12 protein-coding genes are annotated in these 13,560 nt (G+C 66.0%); 6 read left to right on the top strand and 6 right to left on the bottom strand.

The window, feature by feature from the left end; all coding sequences use genetic code 11:
• Positions 1 to 1,428 (bottom strand): hypothetical protein, encoded by a 1,428-nt coding sequence (locus tag EJV47_RS04365; RefSeq protein WP_126691923.1) that lies wholly within the window; start codon positions 1,426 to 1,428, stop codon positions 1 to 3.
• Between the two features lie 70 nt (positions 1,429 to 1,498).
• Here EJV47_RS04365 and EJV47_RS04360 point away from each other — a divergent pair, with 70 nt between their 5' ends.
• On the top strand, positions 1,499 to 2,095 hold the full coding sequence (locus EJV47_RS04360; RefSeq protein ID WP_126691922.1) for a DinB family protein: 597 nt from the start codon (positions 1,499 to 1,501) through the stop codon (positions 2,093 to 2,095).
• A gap of 19 nt (positions 2,096 to 2,114) precedes the next feature.
• Here EJV47_RS04360 and EJV47_RS04355 read toward each other — a convergent pair whose 3' ends face one another.
• From EJV47_RS04355 to EJV47_RS04345, 3 genes are all read right to left on the bottom strand, one after another.
• Complete coding sequence (locus EJV47_RS04355) at positions 2,115 to 2,567, bottom strand: acyl-CoA thioesterase (protein WP_126691921.1); 453 nt, start codon at positions 2,565 to 2,567, stop codon at positions 2,115 to 2,117.
• A gap of 123 nt (positions 2,568 to 2,690) precedes the next feature.
• On the bottom strand, positions 2,691 to 3,419 hold the full coding sequence (locus EJV47_RS04350; protein ID WP_243651005.1) for a class I SAM-dependent methyltransferase: 729 nt from the start codon (positions 3,417 to 3,419) through the stop codon (positions 2,691 to 2,693).
• A 125-nt stretch (positions 3,420 to 3,544) separates the two neighbouring features.
• Entirely contained in the window at positions 3,545 to 3,994 is a 450-nt protein-coding gene (locus EJV47_RS04345) for a DMT family transporter (RefSeq protein ID WP_165903613.1), read from the bottom strand.
• An 88-nt stretch (positions 3,995 to 4,082) separates the two neighbouring features.
• Between EJV47_RS04345 and EJV47_RS04340 the strand changes: the two genes are divergently transcribed.
• Positions 4,083 to 4,253 carry a DUF2256 domain-containing protein gene (locus tag EJV47_RS04340; protein ID WP_126691918.1) on the top strand — a complete coding sequence of 57 codons (171 nt, stop codon included), beginning with the start codon at positions 4,083 to 4,085 and terminating at the stop codon, positions 4,251 to 4,253.
• Between the two features lie 167 nt (positions 4,254 to 4,420).
• Positions 4,421 to 4,813 (top strand): hypothetical protein, encoded by a 393-nt coding sequence (locus EJV47_RS04335; RefSeq protein WP_126691917.1) that lies wholly within the window; start codon positions 4,421 to 4,423, stop codon positions 4,811 to 4,813.
• Between the two features lie 78 nt (positions 4,814 to 4,891).
• Here the strand turns inward: EJV47_RS04335 and EJV47_RS04330 are convergent, their stop codons facing one another.
• Together EJV47_RS04330 and EJV47_RS04325 are read right to left on the bottom strand one after the other, a co-directional pair.
• On the bottom strand, positions 4,892 to 6,223 hold the full coding sequence (locus tag EJV47_RS04330; RefSeq protein ID WP_207895825.1) for a sensor histidine kinase: 1,332 nt from the start codon (positions 6,221 to 6,223) through the stop codon (positions 4,892 to 4,894).
• Entirely contained in the window at positions 6,213 to 7,577 is a 1,365-nt protein-coding gene (locus tag EJV47_RS04325; protein WP_126691916.1) for a sigma-54-dependent transcriptional regulator, read from the bottom strand. Before EJV47_RS04325 ends, EJV47_RS04330 begins: the two co-directional genes overlap by 11 nt.
• Before the next feature lie 491 nt (positions 7,578 to 8,068).
• Here EJV47_RS04325 and EJV47_RS04320 point away from each other — a divergent pair, with 491 nt between their 5' ends.
• The 3 genes from EJV47_RS04320 (at position 8,069) to EJV47_RS04310 (ending at position 13,037) form a co-directional block, all read left to right on the top strand.
• A complete protein-coding gene (locus EJV47_RS04320; protein WP_126691915.1) occupies positions 8,069 to 9,322 on the top strand; it encodes an efflux RND transporter periplasmic adaptor subunit in 1,254 nt (417 codons plus the stop codon).
• A gap of 368 nt (positions 9,323 to 9,690) precedes the next feature.
• Entirely contained in the window at positions 9,691 to 10,368 is a 678-nt protein-coding gene (locus EJV47_RS04315) for an ABC transporter ATP-binding protein (protein ID WP_126691914.1), read from the top strand.
• Between the two features lie 230 nt (positions 10,369 to 10,598).
• Positions 10,599 to 13,037: an ABC transporter permease gene (locus tag EJV47_RS04310; RefSeq protein ID WP_126691913.1), complete on the top strand. Its 2,439-nt coding sequence runs from the start codon at positions 10,599 to 10,601 to the stop codon at positions 13,035 to 13,037.
• The last annotated feature ends 523 nt before the right edge of the window (positions 13,038 to 13,560 follow it).

Here is a 13,560-nt window from a genome sequence, read left to right as displayed (position 1 = left end):
TCAGGGCCAGAGCAGGCGCGGGCCGTTGGTCATGTGCCACAGGGTATTCGACGAGAGCATCAGGCACAGCAGCACAAAGCCCGCGTAGGCCAGGGCCACCGGCCAGCGTAGGAAGGCCGCGCGCCAGTTTGGGGGCCAGCAGAAGCAGAGCACGGCGTAGAGCAATAGGTAAATCGGGATGAAGAAGCGGCACTCCATGGCCGTGGGAATGGCCAGCAGGCAGGGCCCGACGAGCACCAGCAGGGCTATCCACTGCGGCCAGCTGAGGCGGCGGTGCCGGCGCAGCAGCAGCACCAGCCCGGCCAGAAACAGCACCGTGTAGTTCAGCAAGGACAAGGGCAGGGTGCTGCCAAACACCCGCGGTAGGTAGGGCGTGGCGTACTTCACGTCGAGACCGTTGAACACGTGCCGGCCGTACAGGGCCAGCATGTCGACGGGGTTATGGCGCACGGCGGTAAGGTAGTGGCTGAGGTCGCGCAGGCCGTAGATAAAGGAAATCTGCTCCTCGTCCATGATGCGCTGCCCCACTTCGTCGACGTACATGATGCGGTATTCCGGCTCGGTGGTGCCGGGCACGCGGTAAGTCGGGTCGATGGTGGTTTCGTACTTCTGCACGGCCAGGCCCCACGACAGCTGCGAGAGGTAGAGGCTCTGCGGGGCGCTGGGGTTTTTCCAGGTCAGCACGAAGGGCGTATACCGGCCGAAGTGGCGCACGTTGATGGCCAGCTGCGGGCCGCCGACCAGGGCCATGCCCAGCAGAAACACCGCCAGCTGCCGGCCAATCAGGCGCCAGCTCAGCCCGTGCTGCCGCCGCGCCAGCCACACGCCCCCGAGCAGCAGCAGCCCCGCCGCACCGGCGTACACCGGGCGCAGGTTGGCGGCGGCCATGCACAGCACCCCGGCCAGCAGCAGCCAGCCCCGGTGCCCACCGCGCCGCAGCACCAGCCAGAACACCAGCAGCATCAGCAGCAGGGAGTAGAAGTCGGTGAGCGGGAAGACGAAGTAGTCGCGCCAGAACACGAAGCCCAGCGCGGCAAAGGCCAGCCGCCGCCGCCAGCTCAGCCGCTCGGCCGACACCACCGCCTGCCAGGCAGCCGGGGCAGCCCAGCCAAACAACAAGGCCGCCACCACCGCCCCGATGGCCCGCGTGAACTGAATCGGGGGAATGTGGGCGAGGTAGGCCACCACCCGGAACGGAAACAGCAGCAGCGGCAGCAGGTAGCCGCGGATGCTGGAGTCGAACGAGAGCAGGTTGAAGCTCTTGGTGGCGTAGTAGAAGCGGCCCGTCAGGTCCCAGTACGTCATCGAGTCGAAGTACAGGGCCTGGTACGGGGTGCTGAACAGGTACACCAGGTAAAAGACGAGCAGGCCCAGGGTCAGACGCCGCGCGGTGGCGGCCTCGGCGGCGGAAGCGGGTAAGGCAGACATTCGGGCGCAAAGGTGTACCTTTTGGGCTGAGCTTGGCTCATTTCGTCCCTTTTTGCCGCCGCATTCCCCCATGAACCACCGCCTGCACCTGCGCTTCGAGCAGCTCGAGCGCGCCACTGAACAGCTCCTGACTGCGGCCGAGCACCTGGGCGCGCGGGCCTACACCGTGCCGGGTCCCGGGCAGTGGTCGGCCGCGCAGGTGGTGCACCACCTGCTCAGCGCCGAGGCCGGCATTGCCCAGTACGTGCAGCACAAGCTGCTCGAAGCCGACCAGCTCGGCCGGCGCACCCTCACGATGCGGCTGCGCGCCATCCTGCTGCGGCTGGCTTTGCGCCTGCCCGGCACCCGCTTCAAAGCCCCCAGCCGCCTGGCCGACCTCACCCCCGCCGACCCCGGCCAGCTGCCGCCGCTGCCCGAGCTGCGGCGGCAGTGGGCCAGCACCCGGCGGCAGCTGGAGCAGCTGCTCAACGAGTTTCCGGGCCCGCTGCTGGCCCGCGCCATCTTCAAGCACCCGCGGGTGGGCATGCTCACCATCACCCAGACGCTGGACTTCATGCTCGACCACGTGCTGCACCACCGCCAGCAGCTCACGCGCATCAGCAAAGCCCTGGGCGTGGCCCCGCTGCCCGAGGCCGCGGCCGGGGGCAAAAAAACGGCGGCGCCGTAACGCGCCGCCGCTGGTCGGGCTATTCCGCCTTGGGCCGCCGCTCGATGTCGGCGTAGGTGCTGTGGCGGGTGAGCTGGCTCAGGGCCTCGGCCAGCTCGGGCGGGGGCACGGCCAGCTTGCGCAGGCGCAAATCCAGCCAGGCCCCGTCGACGGTGATGGTGGCCGCCTCGCGCCCGTCCTGCTTGTACACCGTGTGCACGATGCGCCAGCGGCTGCCGTCGGGGCTCAGGCCGGCCAGCTGGGCGTCCACTTTGATGGTTTCGTTGGGGCTGACTTCCTTTAGAAAGCGCGTGTCCTCGCGAAACAGGATGGGGCCGATGGCCAGCCGGGCAAACTGGGCCAGCGGAAAGCCCGCGTCGGTGAGGTAGTCGAGGCGCAGCTGGGCGGCGTAGTCGTTGTAGGCCGAGTGGCGCATGTGGCCGTTGGGGTCGAGGTCGGCCCAGCGGACGGGGTAGTGCTTGGCGTACTGCATGAAGCTAGGTTGGGCAAAAAGGGCCCCGCGGGGCTCCGGAAAGCCGATGTAACCGCCGCGGCGCGCGAAAGTTTAGGCGAGCGGGCAAGTCAGGCAAAGCGGCCGCGCGCCACGGTGCCGGGCTTACAGCTTGGTCAGGCGCACCAGAAACTGCTGCTGCTCGTCCTCGGCCACGAACTCCACCTCGTAGCCGGCCGCCTCGGCGTAATCCTGCACGATGGTGGGGTCGGCAAACAGCCAGTGAAACTCCGGGCCGGTCTGCTCCCGGTAGCTCATCTGGTACTGCACCTCGCCGTAGTAAGGCCCGTTCAGGTCGAACACCAAGGCGCCGTCCTCGTCCTCGTAGAGGTAGCTGATGTCGGAGGAAGTGGCCAGAATCTGCCCGCCGGGGGCCAGCAGGGGCTTGGCCAGGTCCAGGAATTTCTCCAGCCCCTCGAGCGTGCCCACCAGGCCCAGGCCGTTCATCATCAGCAGCAGGGTGTCGTACCGCTCCTCGCTGAGGCGGGTGCTCAGCTCGAAGACGTCGTGGCAGGCCACTTCGCGCACGCCGCGCTGCTGCATCATCTGCACGGCCCCGGGCGAGGCGTCGATGGCCTTGACCTGAAAACCGCGGTTTTGCAGCTCCAGGGCGTGGGCCCCGGCGCCGGCGCCGAGGTCGAGCACCCGGCCGCGGCACTCGTCGAGGGCCACGCGCTCCAGCTCGGGCATCTCCCAGAGCGTGCGGAAGAAGTACTTGGCGGGCAGCGGCTCATCCTCGGCCACGTTGCTGTGCACGGTGATGGTGGCCTCGGTCTGGCCGGCGGCGTAGTCGGCCAGCGCGGCCCCGATGGGGTCGAAAGTGGAGGAAGCCATGGGGTTGATTGGTGAATGGCTGAATTGTTAAATGGCCGAATGGCTACATGGCTGAATGGCTGGTCGTTTAAGAACAATCAACCATCTAACCATTTAACAATTCAGCCATGTAGCCATTTAGCCATTTAAAACCGACGAATAAGAACTACGCCGACGAGCAGCAAAAGTACGCCCGCCACCCGGCCCGGGGACAAGCGCTGCACCGGCAGGCCAAACAGGCCGAAGTGGTCGAAGAGCACCGACAGGATGAGCTGCCCGGCAATGAGCAGGCCGAAGGTAAGGGCCACGCCCAGGCGCGGGGTGAGCAGGGTAACCGAGCCCACGTACAGGGCCCCGATGACGCCGCCCAGCCACACCGTGGGCGACTGGCTGCGGGCCGCCTCCACCATGCTGCCCAGGCGCACCCCGGCGGCCAGGGCAATGAGCAGCAGCGTGAGCGTACCCACGAAAAAAGAGGCCAGGGCGGCCACGATGGGGCCGTCGGTGGCGCGGGCCAGGCGGGTATTCAGCGCGGCCTGCACGGGCAGCAGCGCCCCCATGCTGACGGCCAGCAGCATCAACAGTAAACGATTCATGACGGGAAAGGCAAAAAGCCCGCAAAGGTAACGACAACCCGGCAGCCGGCGGCCGAGTAAACCCAGATAGCACCTCAACGCCCGCCGCATGGCCGCTCCCGCTCCCACCCCGCGCTACACCAAAAGCACCCTGCCCACCAAGGTCTGCGCTACCTGCGGCCGGCCCTTTGCCTGGCGCAAAAAATGGGCGCGTAGCTGGGACGAGGTGAAATACTGCGGCGAGAAGTGCCAGCGCAACCGCCCGAAAGCCGCTGACTGAGCCGGTCGGCCCGGGCACCAATCCGGTGATATAATTCCGGCCGCGGCGGACGCGCCGCGCCGCCCAGGGCGACTCCGTTGCGTCGGCGCCGGCTTGTGCAACTCCGCGGCCCTGTATCCTTCCCGCGCCGGCTTCCGTTCAGCTACCGACCCATTGTTCTCTCAATCATGGCCTCCAACCTCGATTACCTCGACCCCAACCTGCTCCCGCTCGAAGAGAAAGTCACCGCCTACCTCGCGGCCGAAGAAGAGCTGCGCCAGCTCACCGTGGCCACCCGCTCGCACGCCGCCGAAGTAGCCCAGCCCGCCCCCGATACCGGCGGTTTCGAGCAGCGTCCCCCCACCGGCAGCTTCGACCAGACCGCCGACGAGCTGACGCTGAAGCAGCAGAACCTGCAGGACGCCCTCGGCACGCTGCGCCAGGACATTCTCAGCCTGCTGCCCGCCCGCGACGAGTGGGTGAAAGTCAACCTGGGCTACGGGCCCAGCCGCGTGGGTGCCTTCCGCGACGAAAGCAGCCCCGCCGACGCTCCGCAGTACCTTATCCGGGTGGTGCACTAGCGGCTAATCGTCACCAAAGCGTCAGGAGGCGCGGCAGCCGTAGAGCAGCCGCGCCTCTTTTTTGCGCGGCCCACTAGGCTACAGCTGCAGCGTGACGACGGTGCCCACACCCGGGGCCGAGCGGAGCTGAATCGTGCCTTTGTGCAGCAGCAGAATCTGCTTGCACAAACTCAGCCCGATGCCGCTGCCGTTCTTTTTGGTGGTAAAGAAGGGCACGAACACCTGCTCGGCCGTTTCCGCGTCCAGGCCCGCGCCGTTGTCGGCCACGCTGAGGGTGGCGCGGCCGGCTTCGGCGGCGGTGCCGCTGAGGGTAATGCGCGGCTCGAGGCGGCCCAGCAGGGCGTCCATGGCGTTGATGACCAGGTTGATGAGCACCTGTTCGAGCAGCACCGGGTCGGCCTGCAGGGTGAGCTGGGGGTCGGGCAGCACCAGGTCGAGGCTGATGCCGCGGGCCTGCAGCTTGGGCAGCAGCAGCTGGTGCACGGCCTCGAACAGCTCGTACACCGGCAGGGTCTGGCGGTTGGGCGCGCTGATTTTGCTCAGGCTGCGGTAGGTGGTCGAAAACTGCAGAAGCCCGTCGCTGCGGCGCTTGATGGTGCCAATGCCCAGCTCCAGGTCTTCGCGCAGGTCGGGGTCGGCGGGGTCGGCGGCGTGCAGGCGCTGCTGCAGCGTTTCGGCCAGGGAGGCAATGGGCGCCACCGAGTTCATGATTTCGTGGGTGAGCACGCGCAGCAGCTTCTGCCAGGCGCCGGCCTCGGTTTCGTCCAGGGCCTCGCCCACGTTCTGAAACGCCACCAGCTTGTAGCGCCGCCCTTCCGTCTGAAACACGCTGGCGGCCAGCAGCAGGCGCAGCGTGCCAGTACCCACCGGCACCGCGACCAGCTGGGGCGGACCGGGGCGCAACGCGGTCAGCTGGGCGGCCAGGGCGGGGTAGCGCCGGGACAGGCCGCTGAGGTTCTTGAGTTGGGGCAGGCGTAGCATTTCCTTCAGCGCCCCGTTCAGCCACCACACCGCCCCGGAGCTTGGCTCGTACGACAGAATGCCGGTCTGAACCAGCTCCAGGATGGTCTGCAGGTGCTGCTGCTGCGTCTCCTTTTCCCGGCTGATGGCGCGGAAGGTCGCGTTGATTTCCTGCAGGTTGCGGTCCAGGGCCTGCAGCTCGGGCCGGCCGCCGCGCCGCCCGTACTGCCGCGAAAAGTCGCGGTAGCGCACCGCCTCGGCAAACTCGTCGACCTCGCGCAGCAGCCGGGCCGGGCCGCGGTACAGCTCCACCACGGCCCAGCCGGCCGGCAGCAGGCACAGCAGGGCCCAGAAGCCGCGGTGCTGCGTGAGCAGCCAGGCCGCCGCGCCCAGCGCAGCGGCCAGCAGCAGCACGGTGGCGGCCAGGCAGAGGCGGTGGCTAGAGCGCATGCTTGTTGAGGCGGCGGTACAGGGCCGTGCGCGTGAGGCCCAGCTCCTGCGCCGCCCGGGTGATGTTGCCGCCGTGCTTCTCGATGACGCGCAGAATGGCGTTGCGCTCCACGGCGCTGAGCGTGAGGTTGTCGGCCACTTCGGCCGCCGCCGCGGGCGTAGGCTCCAGCTGCGAGAAGTGCAGGTCCTCGGGCTGCAGCTCGGCCGTGTCGGCCATGATAACGGCCCGCTCGATGGTGTACTGCAGCTCGCGCACGTTGCCGGGCCAGGCGTACTGCTCCAGCCGGCGCAGGGCGGCGGGGCTGAGCGTGGGCGCGGGGCGGTGGTACTTGGCCGCGTACTGGGCCGCAAAGTGCCGGGCCAGCCCCGCAATATCGGCCGGGCGGCTGCGCAACGGGGGCACCAGCAGCTCCACGGTGTTGATGCGGTAAAGCAAGTCCTTGCGGAAGCGCCGCTCGTCGGCCAGCTCGCTCAGGGGCACGTTGGTGGCGCAGATCAGGCGAATATCCACCGCCGTGGGCTGGTTGGCGCCCAGGCGCGTGACCTGCCGGTTTTGCAGCACGGTGAGCAGCTTGGCCTGCTGGGCCAGCCCCAGGTTGCCGATTTCGTCCAGAAACAAAGTACCGCCCTGGGCCGCCTCGAAACGGCCGGCGCGGTCCTCGCGGGCGTCGGTAAAGGCGCCCTTCTTGTGCCCGAACAGCTCCGACTCGAACAAGGAAGGCGTCAGCGCCCCCACGTCGACTTTCACGAAGGGCCCGGCGGCGCGGGCGGAGGCGCGGTGCACGGCCTGGGCCACCAAATCCTTGCCGGTGCCGTTTTCGCCCAGTACCAGCACGTTGGCGTCGGTGGGCGCCACTTTCTCGATGGTGCGAAAAATCTGCTGCATGGTCGGGGCCGAGCCCAGCAAATTGGGCGCGCCGCCGGCGCGGGCGGGCACCGCGGCCGCCTTGCCGGCCTCCGCCCCACCGAGGGGCCGCAGCGCGTCCTGAATGGTGCTCAGCAGCTTGTCGTTGTGCCAGGGCTTGACCACGAAGTCGGCGGCGCCTTCCTTGAGGGCGCGCACGGCCAGGTCGATGTCGGCGTAGGCCGTTATCATGATGACGGCCGCCGCGGAGCCCAGCTCCTTGATGCGCCGCAGCCAGAAAAACCCCTCGTTGCCGGTGTTGATGGCGCTGTGGTAGTTCATGTCCAGCAGAATCACGTCGAAGGCGCGGGCGGCGAGCAGGCCGGGCAGGGCTTCGGGGCGGCGCTCCACCGTCACCTCGCGTACCTGCGTTTTGAGCAGCAGGCGCACGGCCGTCAGGATGTCGGGGTCGTCGTCGAGCACGAGGACGGAAGCGGCGCGCAGGTTCATAGCGGGAGCAGGAGTAATCGGGACAGAAATGGGCCGCGGGGCGGCGAAGCGGGGCAGGCCGGCTAGAGACGCATCATTGCTTCTTGGCGTCCGCGCCAACTGGCAACTAGCGCATGATAGTGGCAGGCAATAGGTTACACTCGCAAAAGAGCCCAACTGCCGTGGGTACCGCGCAACCAGGAAACGCGCAGGGCTGCAACAGAAAGGCGCCCCGGTGGCCGAATGACTCCGACAAAGCACGGCAATTTTCGGGGGCAAAATCAAGCCCCGCCGTGGCCCCGCTCCTGCCCTGCCGCGGGGAGCCTGAGGACGCCTGCCGTCCGACTGTATCAGCACCGCACACTGATTGTATCAAAACCGAACACCGCCCGGAAACGACTATTTAGCAATGATTTGAAAATAAGCTACTTGCATTTCCGGCACGGCAATGGCCGCCAAATCGGGCAAACGGCCGAATATTTTTTTCGGCCCCGCGTAAAAAAATTCACCCCGTGGACCGAGCTATTACCCCGAAGAAGTGGACCACCCGCAAAGTGCTGCTGATGAGCAGCCTGCCCCTGCTGGGGCTGCTGGCCGTGGGCAGCTTCTATTACGGCGCCGGCCCCAGTCAGCTGAACGTGGACCCGGCGCGGCTGAGCGTGAGCGAGGTACACCAGGGCTCCTTCCAGGAGTTCATTCCCGTCAGCGGCGTGGTGCTGCCCGAAACCACCATCTACCTCGACGCGCTGGAAGGCGGCCGGGTGGAGGAAAAATACGTGGAGGACGGCGCCCTGATGAAGAAAGGCCAGCCGGTGCTGCGCCTCTCCAACGCCGATTTGGAGCTGAGCCTGGTAAACCAGGAAACGGCCGTGCTGAACCTGTTTACCCAGATGCAGCTTTCGCGCAACGCGGCCCAGCAGAACACCAACAACCGCCTCAACCAGCTGGCCGACGCCGACAACGCCTACCAGGAAGCCGAGCGGGTGTATAAGCTGCAGAAAACCCTGTACGAGCAGAAAGTCATTGCCCTGCAGGACTTTAAGCAGGCCGAAAACGCCTACCACTACCAGACGCGCCGCCGCCGCCTGAGCCGCACCATGCTGCGCCAGGACTCCTCGGCCACCCGCCAGGAAACCACCCAGGCCGCCCGCTCCTACGCCCGCATGCAAAACGCCCTGGCGCTGATGCGCCGCAAAGTGGGCGACCTGGTGGTGCGCGCCCCCATCGATGGGCAGCTGACCTCGCTCGACGCCGAAATCGGGCAGAACATCAACAAGGGCGCCCGCCTGGGCCAGCTCGACGCCATCAGCGGCCACAAGGTGCGCGCCGACATCGACGAGCACTACATCACGCGCATCGTGCCGGGCCTGCGCGGCAGCTGCACCGTGGCCGGCCGCGCGTACCCGCTGCAAATCCGGAAGGTGTACACGCAGGTCAACCGGGGCACCTTCCAGGTCGACATGGTTTTCCCCGAGGCCGTGCCCAAGGCCATCCGCCGCGGCCAGACGCTGCAGATTCGCCTGGCGCTGGGCGACGAAACCCGAGCCCTGCTGCTGGCCAAGGGCGGCTTCTACCAGCAAACCGGCGGCAACTGGGTGTTCCGCCTCAGCCCCGACGGCCGCAGCGCCTACCGCACCGACGTGCGCCTGGGCCGCCAGAACCCCGACTACTACGAAGTGCTGGGCGGCCTGCAGCCCGGCGACCGGGTCATCACCTCCGGCTACGACAACTATGGCACCATGCAGGAGCTGGTGCTGAAGCAGTAGCGCGCAAAACGGCAGATAAGAACGTCACGAAATAAGAACGTCATCCTGAGCCTTGGCGAAGGACCTTCCTCGGAACTGGCACCAACTGATAATCAATGCACAGACGCCCTACTACTGTTATTGTTCCCGCCGAGAAAGGGCGTTTGCGCTTCGTAGGTGGCGGCAGTGCGAGGCCCGAGGAAGGTCCTTCGCTTGAGCTCAGGACGACGTGCTGAAAACCGACCCTAAAATCCCAGGAGGGCGCCGGAGCGGCGCTGCCCGCAGCGACGCAGCTACGAGTTGTGGTGAATGAGTGGCCCGGTCTTACCGGCGGTGCTGCTTCGACGCCCTCCCCCTACTTTTTTTCTTCTCTCAACCGCCCGCTGGCTATGATTAAGCTTACTAACCTCGAAAAAGTCTACCGCACCGAGGACGTGGAAACCACGGTGCTGCACGCGCTGAACCTGCAGGTGCAGGAGGGCGAGTTTGTGGCCGTAATGGGCCCCTCGGGCTGCGGCAAATCCACCCTGCTCAATATTCTGGGTTTGCTCGACGACCCCGACGCGGGCTCCTTCGTGTTCGACGGCAAGGAGACGGTGGGCTACTCGGAGCGGCGCCGGGCCGAGCTGCGCAAGCACGCCATCGGCTTCGTGTTCCAGAGCTTCAACCTCATTGATGAGCTGACGGTGTACGAAAACGTGGAGCTGCCCTTGGTGTACACCGGCGTGCCGGCCGCCGAGCGGAAGCAGCGCGTGGAGGAGGTACTCGACAAGATGCGCATCATGCACCGGCGCAACCACTACCCCCAGCAGCTCTCGGGCGGGCAGCAGCAGCGCGTGGCCGTGGCCCGGGCCGTGGTCAACCGCCCCCGCCTCATCCTGGCCGACGAGCCCACCGGCAACCTCGATTCCTCGAACGGCAACGAGGTGATGGAGCTGCTTTCGGAGCTGAACGAGCAGGGCACCACCATCGTGATGGTGACCCATTCCGAGCACGACGCCCGCTACAGCCACCGCATCGTGCGCATGCTCGACGGACAAACCGTGGCGGAGAATATTCTGACTTGACCAAGAGCAACGCCACTTGAACGTCGACACTGGAACGTCATGTCGAGCTTGTCGAGACATCTCGCCGGATAGTAATTCCAATGAAAAGGTGACTATCCGGAGTCAGCACGCGAGATGTCTCGACTTCGCTCGACATGACGACCTAACAAAGCCGCTTGCCTGCCCGCCTTTCTGAGCTACCCCGCCCCTACCTGAAAACAAGCTTACCCCGCTCCTTCTCCTCAACTGCCATGCTCCGACACTACCTCACCGTCACCGTGCGGAATCTGCTTAAGCACAAGCTGATAGCCGGCATCAACCTATTCGGGCTGACTACGGGCCTGACCTGCTGCCTGCTGATTCTGGCCTACATCCTGCACGAAACCAGCTACGACCGCGCCGCGCCCAATGCCGACCGCACTTACCGCGTCACCCGCGAATTTTACAACCCCGAGGGAGCCAGTACCCTGCAGCTCAGCTCGGTGGCTCCGCCTTTCGGGCCGCTGCTGAAAAACGACTTCCCGCAGATTGAGCAGCTGAGCCGGATGATCCTGTTCAGCCCCGTGGTGGTGCGCCACGAGGACCGCATCCTGACCGAGGACAGCCTGTTCTTTTCGGAGCCGGCATTTCTGGAGCTGTTTGGGGTGCGCATGCTGCGCGGCGACGCCCGCACCGCCCTGTCGGAGCCGCGCTCGGTGATACTGGAGCAAAGCGCGGCCCGCAAGTACTTCGGCGACCAGGACCCGCTGAACCAGGAGCTGAAAATCGACGCGCGCATTCTGTGCAAGGTCACCGGTGTGTACCAGGCCCTGCCCGAAAACAGCCACCTGCACCCGGCCGTGCTCGTGTCGTTCAGCACGCTGAACGACTCCACCGTCTACGGCGAACGAAACCTGCGCACCAACTGGAGCAACAACGCCTTCCACACCTACTTCCGGCTGGCGCCCGGCACCGACGCGGCCCAGCTCGAAGCCCAGCTGCCGGCCTTCCTCGACCGCCACCTGCCCCAACCCCAGCGGGCCGCCGACTACGTGCGGCCCTCCAAGATGAGCAGCCTGGCCCTGCAGCGCCTCACCGACATTCACCTGCACTCCAACCGCGCCGATGAGCTGGAGCCCAACGGCGACGTAAACCGGGTGTACATCTTCGGCATTATTGCCCTGTTCGTGCTGCTGATTGCCTGCATCAACTACATGAACCTGAGCACCGCCCGCGCCGCCCTGCGGGCCAAGGAGGTGGGTGTGCGCAAGGTGGTAGGCGCCCAGCGTTCCGAAATCATCCTGCAATTCCTGGGCGAATCGGTGCTGATAACGGCCCTGGCGACGCTGCTGGCCGTGGGCTGCACGGTGCTGGCCCTGCCGTGGCTGGGCCGGCTCGCGGGCACGGCCCTGCCGCCGCAGCTGCTGTGGCAGCCGCCGGTGCTGCTGGGCCTTGCGGTGCTGCCTTTGGTGGTGGGCGTGGTGTCGGGGCTGTACCCGGCCTTGTTCATGTCCTCATTCCAGCCCCAGCAGATTCTGAAGGGCTTCACCAAAATCAGCGGCGGGCTGACTTTCCGGCGGGTGCTGGTGGTGGTGCAGTTCATGGTGAGCATCGGGCTGCTGGTGAGCACCGCCGTGGTGGCCCTGCAGCTGCGCTACCTGCGGCAGACTCCGCTGGGCTACGACCGGGCGCAGATTGTCACGCTGGGCTTCCCGCTGAGCCTCCGGCCCCAGTACGAAGCCTTCCGCCACGCCCTGCAGCAGCAAGCCGGCGTGCAGGCCCTGGGCCTCTCCTCGCGCATCCCCACCGGCCGCCTGCTCGACGCCAGCGACGCTGCCGCCAGCGTCGGCGACTCGCTGCGACCCACCTCGGCCAGCGTGAAGTACCTCGGCATCGACGAGGGCTTCCTGCCGACCTACGGCATCAAGCTGGCCGCCGGCCGCAACTTCGACCCCAAGGCCTTCCCAACTGACACCGCGGGCTTCATCCTGAACGCCACCGCCGTACGCCTGATTGGCTGGAAGTCGCCGGCCGAGGCCGTGGGCCAGGCGTTTCGCTACGGCGGCGTGCCAGGCCGGGTGCTGGGCGTAACGGAGGACTACCACTTCGAGTCCTTGCACCAGCCCATCGTGCCGATGGTGATGTTCCTGAGCACCGTGACGTCCCGCTCGTCCTACAACTATTTGTCGGTGAAGCTGGCCGGGGCCGACGTGCCGGGCTCCTTGCAGCACCTGGAGCGCACCTGGAAGGCGTTTCTGCCCGATGAGCCCTTTACCTACACCTTCCTCGACGACAGCTACGACCGGCTCTACCAGGCCGAGCAGCGCCAGAGTATGCTGTTCGGCATCTTCGCCGGCATTGCCATCCTCATTGCCTGCCTGGGTTTGTTCGGCCTCTCCTCCTTCGCCATTACCCAGCGCGTAAAGGAAATCGGCATCCGCAAGGTACTCGGGGCCAGCACCGCCACCATCGTGGTGCTCCTCTCCCGCGACTTTATGCGCCTAGTGCTGGTGGCGGCCCTGCTGGCCTTCCCCTTGTCGTGGTACGTGATGCACCGCTGGCTGCAGGACTTCGCCTACCGCATCGCCGTGCCCTGGTGGATATTCCCGCTGGCCGGGCTGGCTGCCGCCCTCATTGCCTTGGCCACTATTGCCTCGCAGACGGTGAGCGTAGCCCGCGCCAACCCGGTGAAGAGCCTGCGCACGGAATAAACCGTGCAGCTTGCCCTCAGCAAAGAGCCCCGGCCGCGTAGCGCGGCCGGGGCTCTTTTTTTATCGAATGGCCGACCTCGGCTTGCCGCTTCGAGTGCAAACAGCTTGGGCAAGGTCGGAACGGCGGTGGGTCAAAAAAGGCCGGAAGCTGCCAGCGCAGTGAGCTAACTACCTCTGAATCAAAATAAAAAAGGGCAGCTAACAGCCGCCCTCTTTTCCACAACCAAGTCTTTCGCTTTTTTACCCTCGCTGCCAACCTTGTAGGAGGCTTTTTTCTGTCAGCGTCGGTACAGTTTTTCCGCCTGTCGGAACACTGCTGCCGCTCACGAAAATCAGCTACCATCATGGCAGTTGCCACCGAACTCCGCGACAACGCGCTCAGTGTTCGTTGGCATCACAGCAAACAACACGAAATCGTCCTCAGCTTGGGACATAGCCTTACTGATTCCGCTAATCTGCTCAAATCTGGGCTGGTCAGTAGCAAAGAGCCCGCCGCAGCAGCCATCAGCCATCCCCGCTCGAA

This window comes from Hymenobacter gummosus, assembly GCF_003970915.1.
Lineage (GTDB): Bacteria > Bacteroidota > Bacteroidia > Cytophagales > Hymenobacteraceae > Solirubrum > Solirubrum gummosum.
Note: the sequence above shows the minus strand (reverse complement) of the source record. Positions and strands in the feature narration are given on the sequence as shown.

Bases quoted from the DNA above. Each gene is read 5' to 3' on its own strand.
- EJV47_RS04310 (WP_126691913.1), top strand. From the start codon at position 10,599: ATGCTCCGACACTACCTCACCGTCACCGTGCGGAATCTGCTTAAGCAC.
- EJV47_RS04335 (WP_126691917.1), top strand. From the start codon at position 4,421: ATGGCCTCCAACCTCGATTACCTCGACCCCAACCTGCTCCCGCTCGAA.
- EJV47_RS04350 (WP_243651005.1), bottom strand. From the start codon at position 3,419: ATGGCTTCCTCCACTTTCGACCCCATCGGGGCCGCGCTGGCCGACTAC.
- EJV47_RS04365 (WP_126691923.1), bottom strand. From the start codon at position 1,428: ATGTCTGCCTTACCCGCTTCCGCCGCCGAGGCCGCCACCGCGCGGCGT.
- EJV47_RS04355 (WP_126691921.1), bottom strand. From the start codon at position 2,567: ATGCAGTACGCCAAGCACTACCCCGTCCGCTGGGCCGACCTCGACCCC.
- EJV47_RS04360 (WP_126691922.1), top strand. From the start codon at position 1,499: ATGAACCACCGCCTGCACCTGCGCTTCGAGCAGCTCGAGCGCGCCACT.
- EJV47_RS04330 (WP_207895825.1), bottom strand. From the start codon at position 6,223: ATGCGCTCTAGCCACCGCCTCTGCCTGGCCGCCACCGTGCTGCTGCTG.
- EJV47_RS04325 (WP_126691916.1), bottom strand. From the start codon at position 7,577: ATGAACCTGCGCGCCGCTTCCGTCCTCGTGCTCGACGACGACCCCGAC.
- EJV47_RS04340 (WP_126691918.1), top strand. From the start codon at position 4,083: ATGGCCGCTCCCGCTCCCACCCCGCGCTACACCAAAAGCACCCTGCCC.
- EJV47_RS04315 (WP_126691914.1), top strand. From the start codon at position 9,691: ATGATTAAGCTTACTAACCTCGAAAAAGTCTACCGCACCGAGGACGTG.
- EJV47_RS04345 (WP_165903613.1), bottom strand. From the start codon at position 3,994: ATGAATCGTTTACTGTTGATGCTGCTGGCCGTCAGCATGGGGGCGCTG.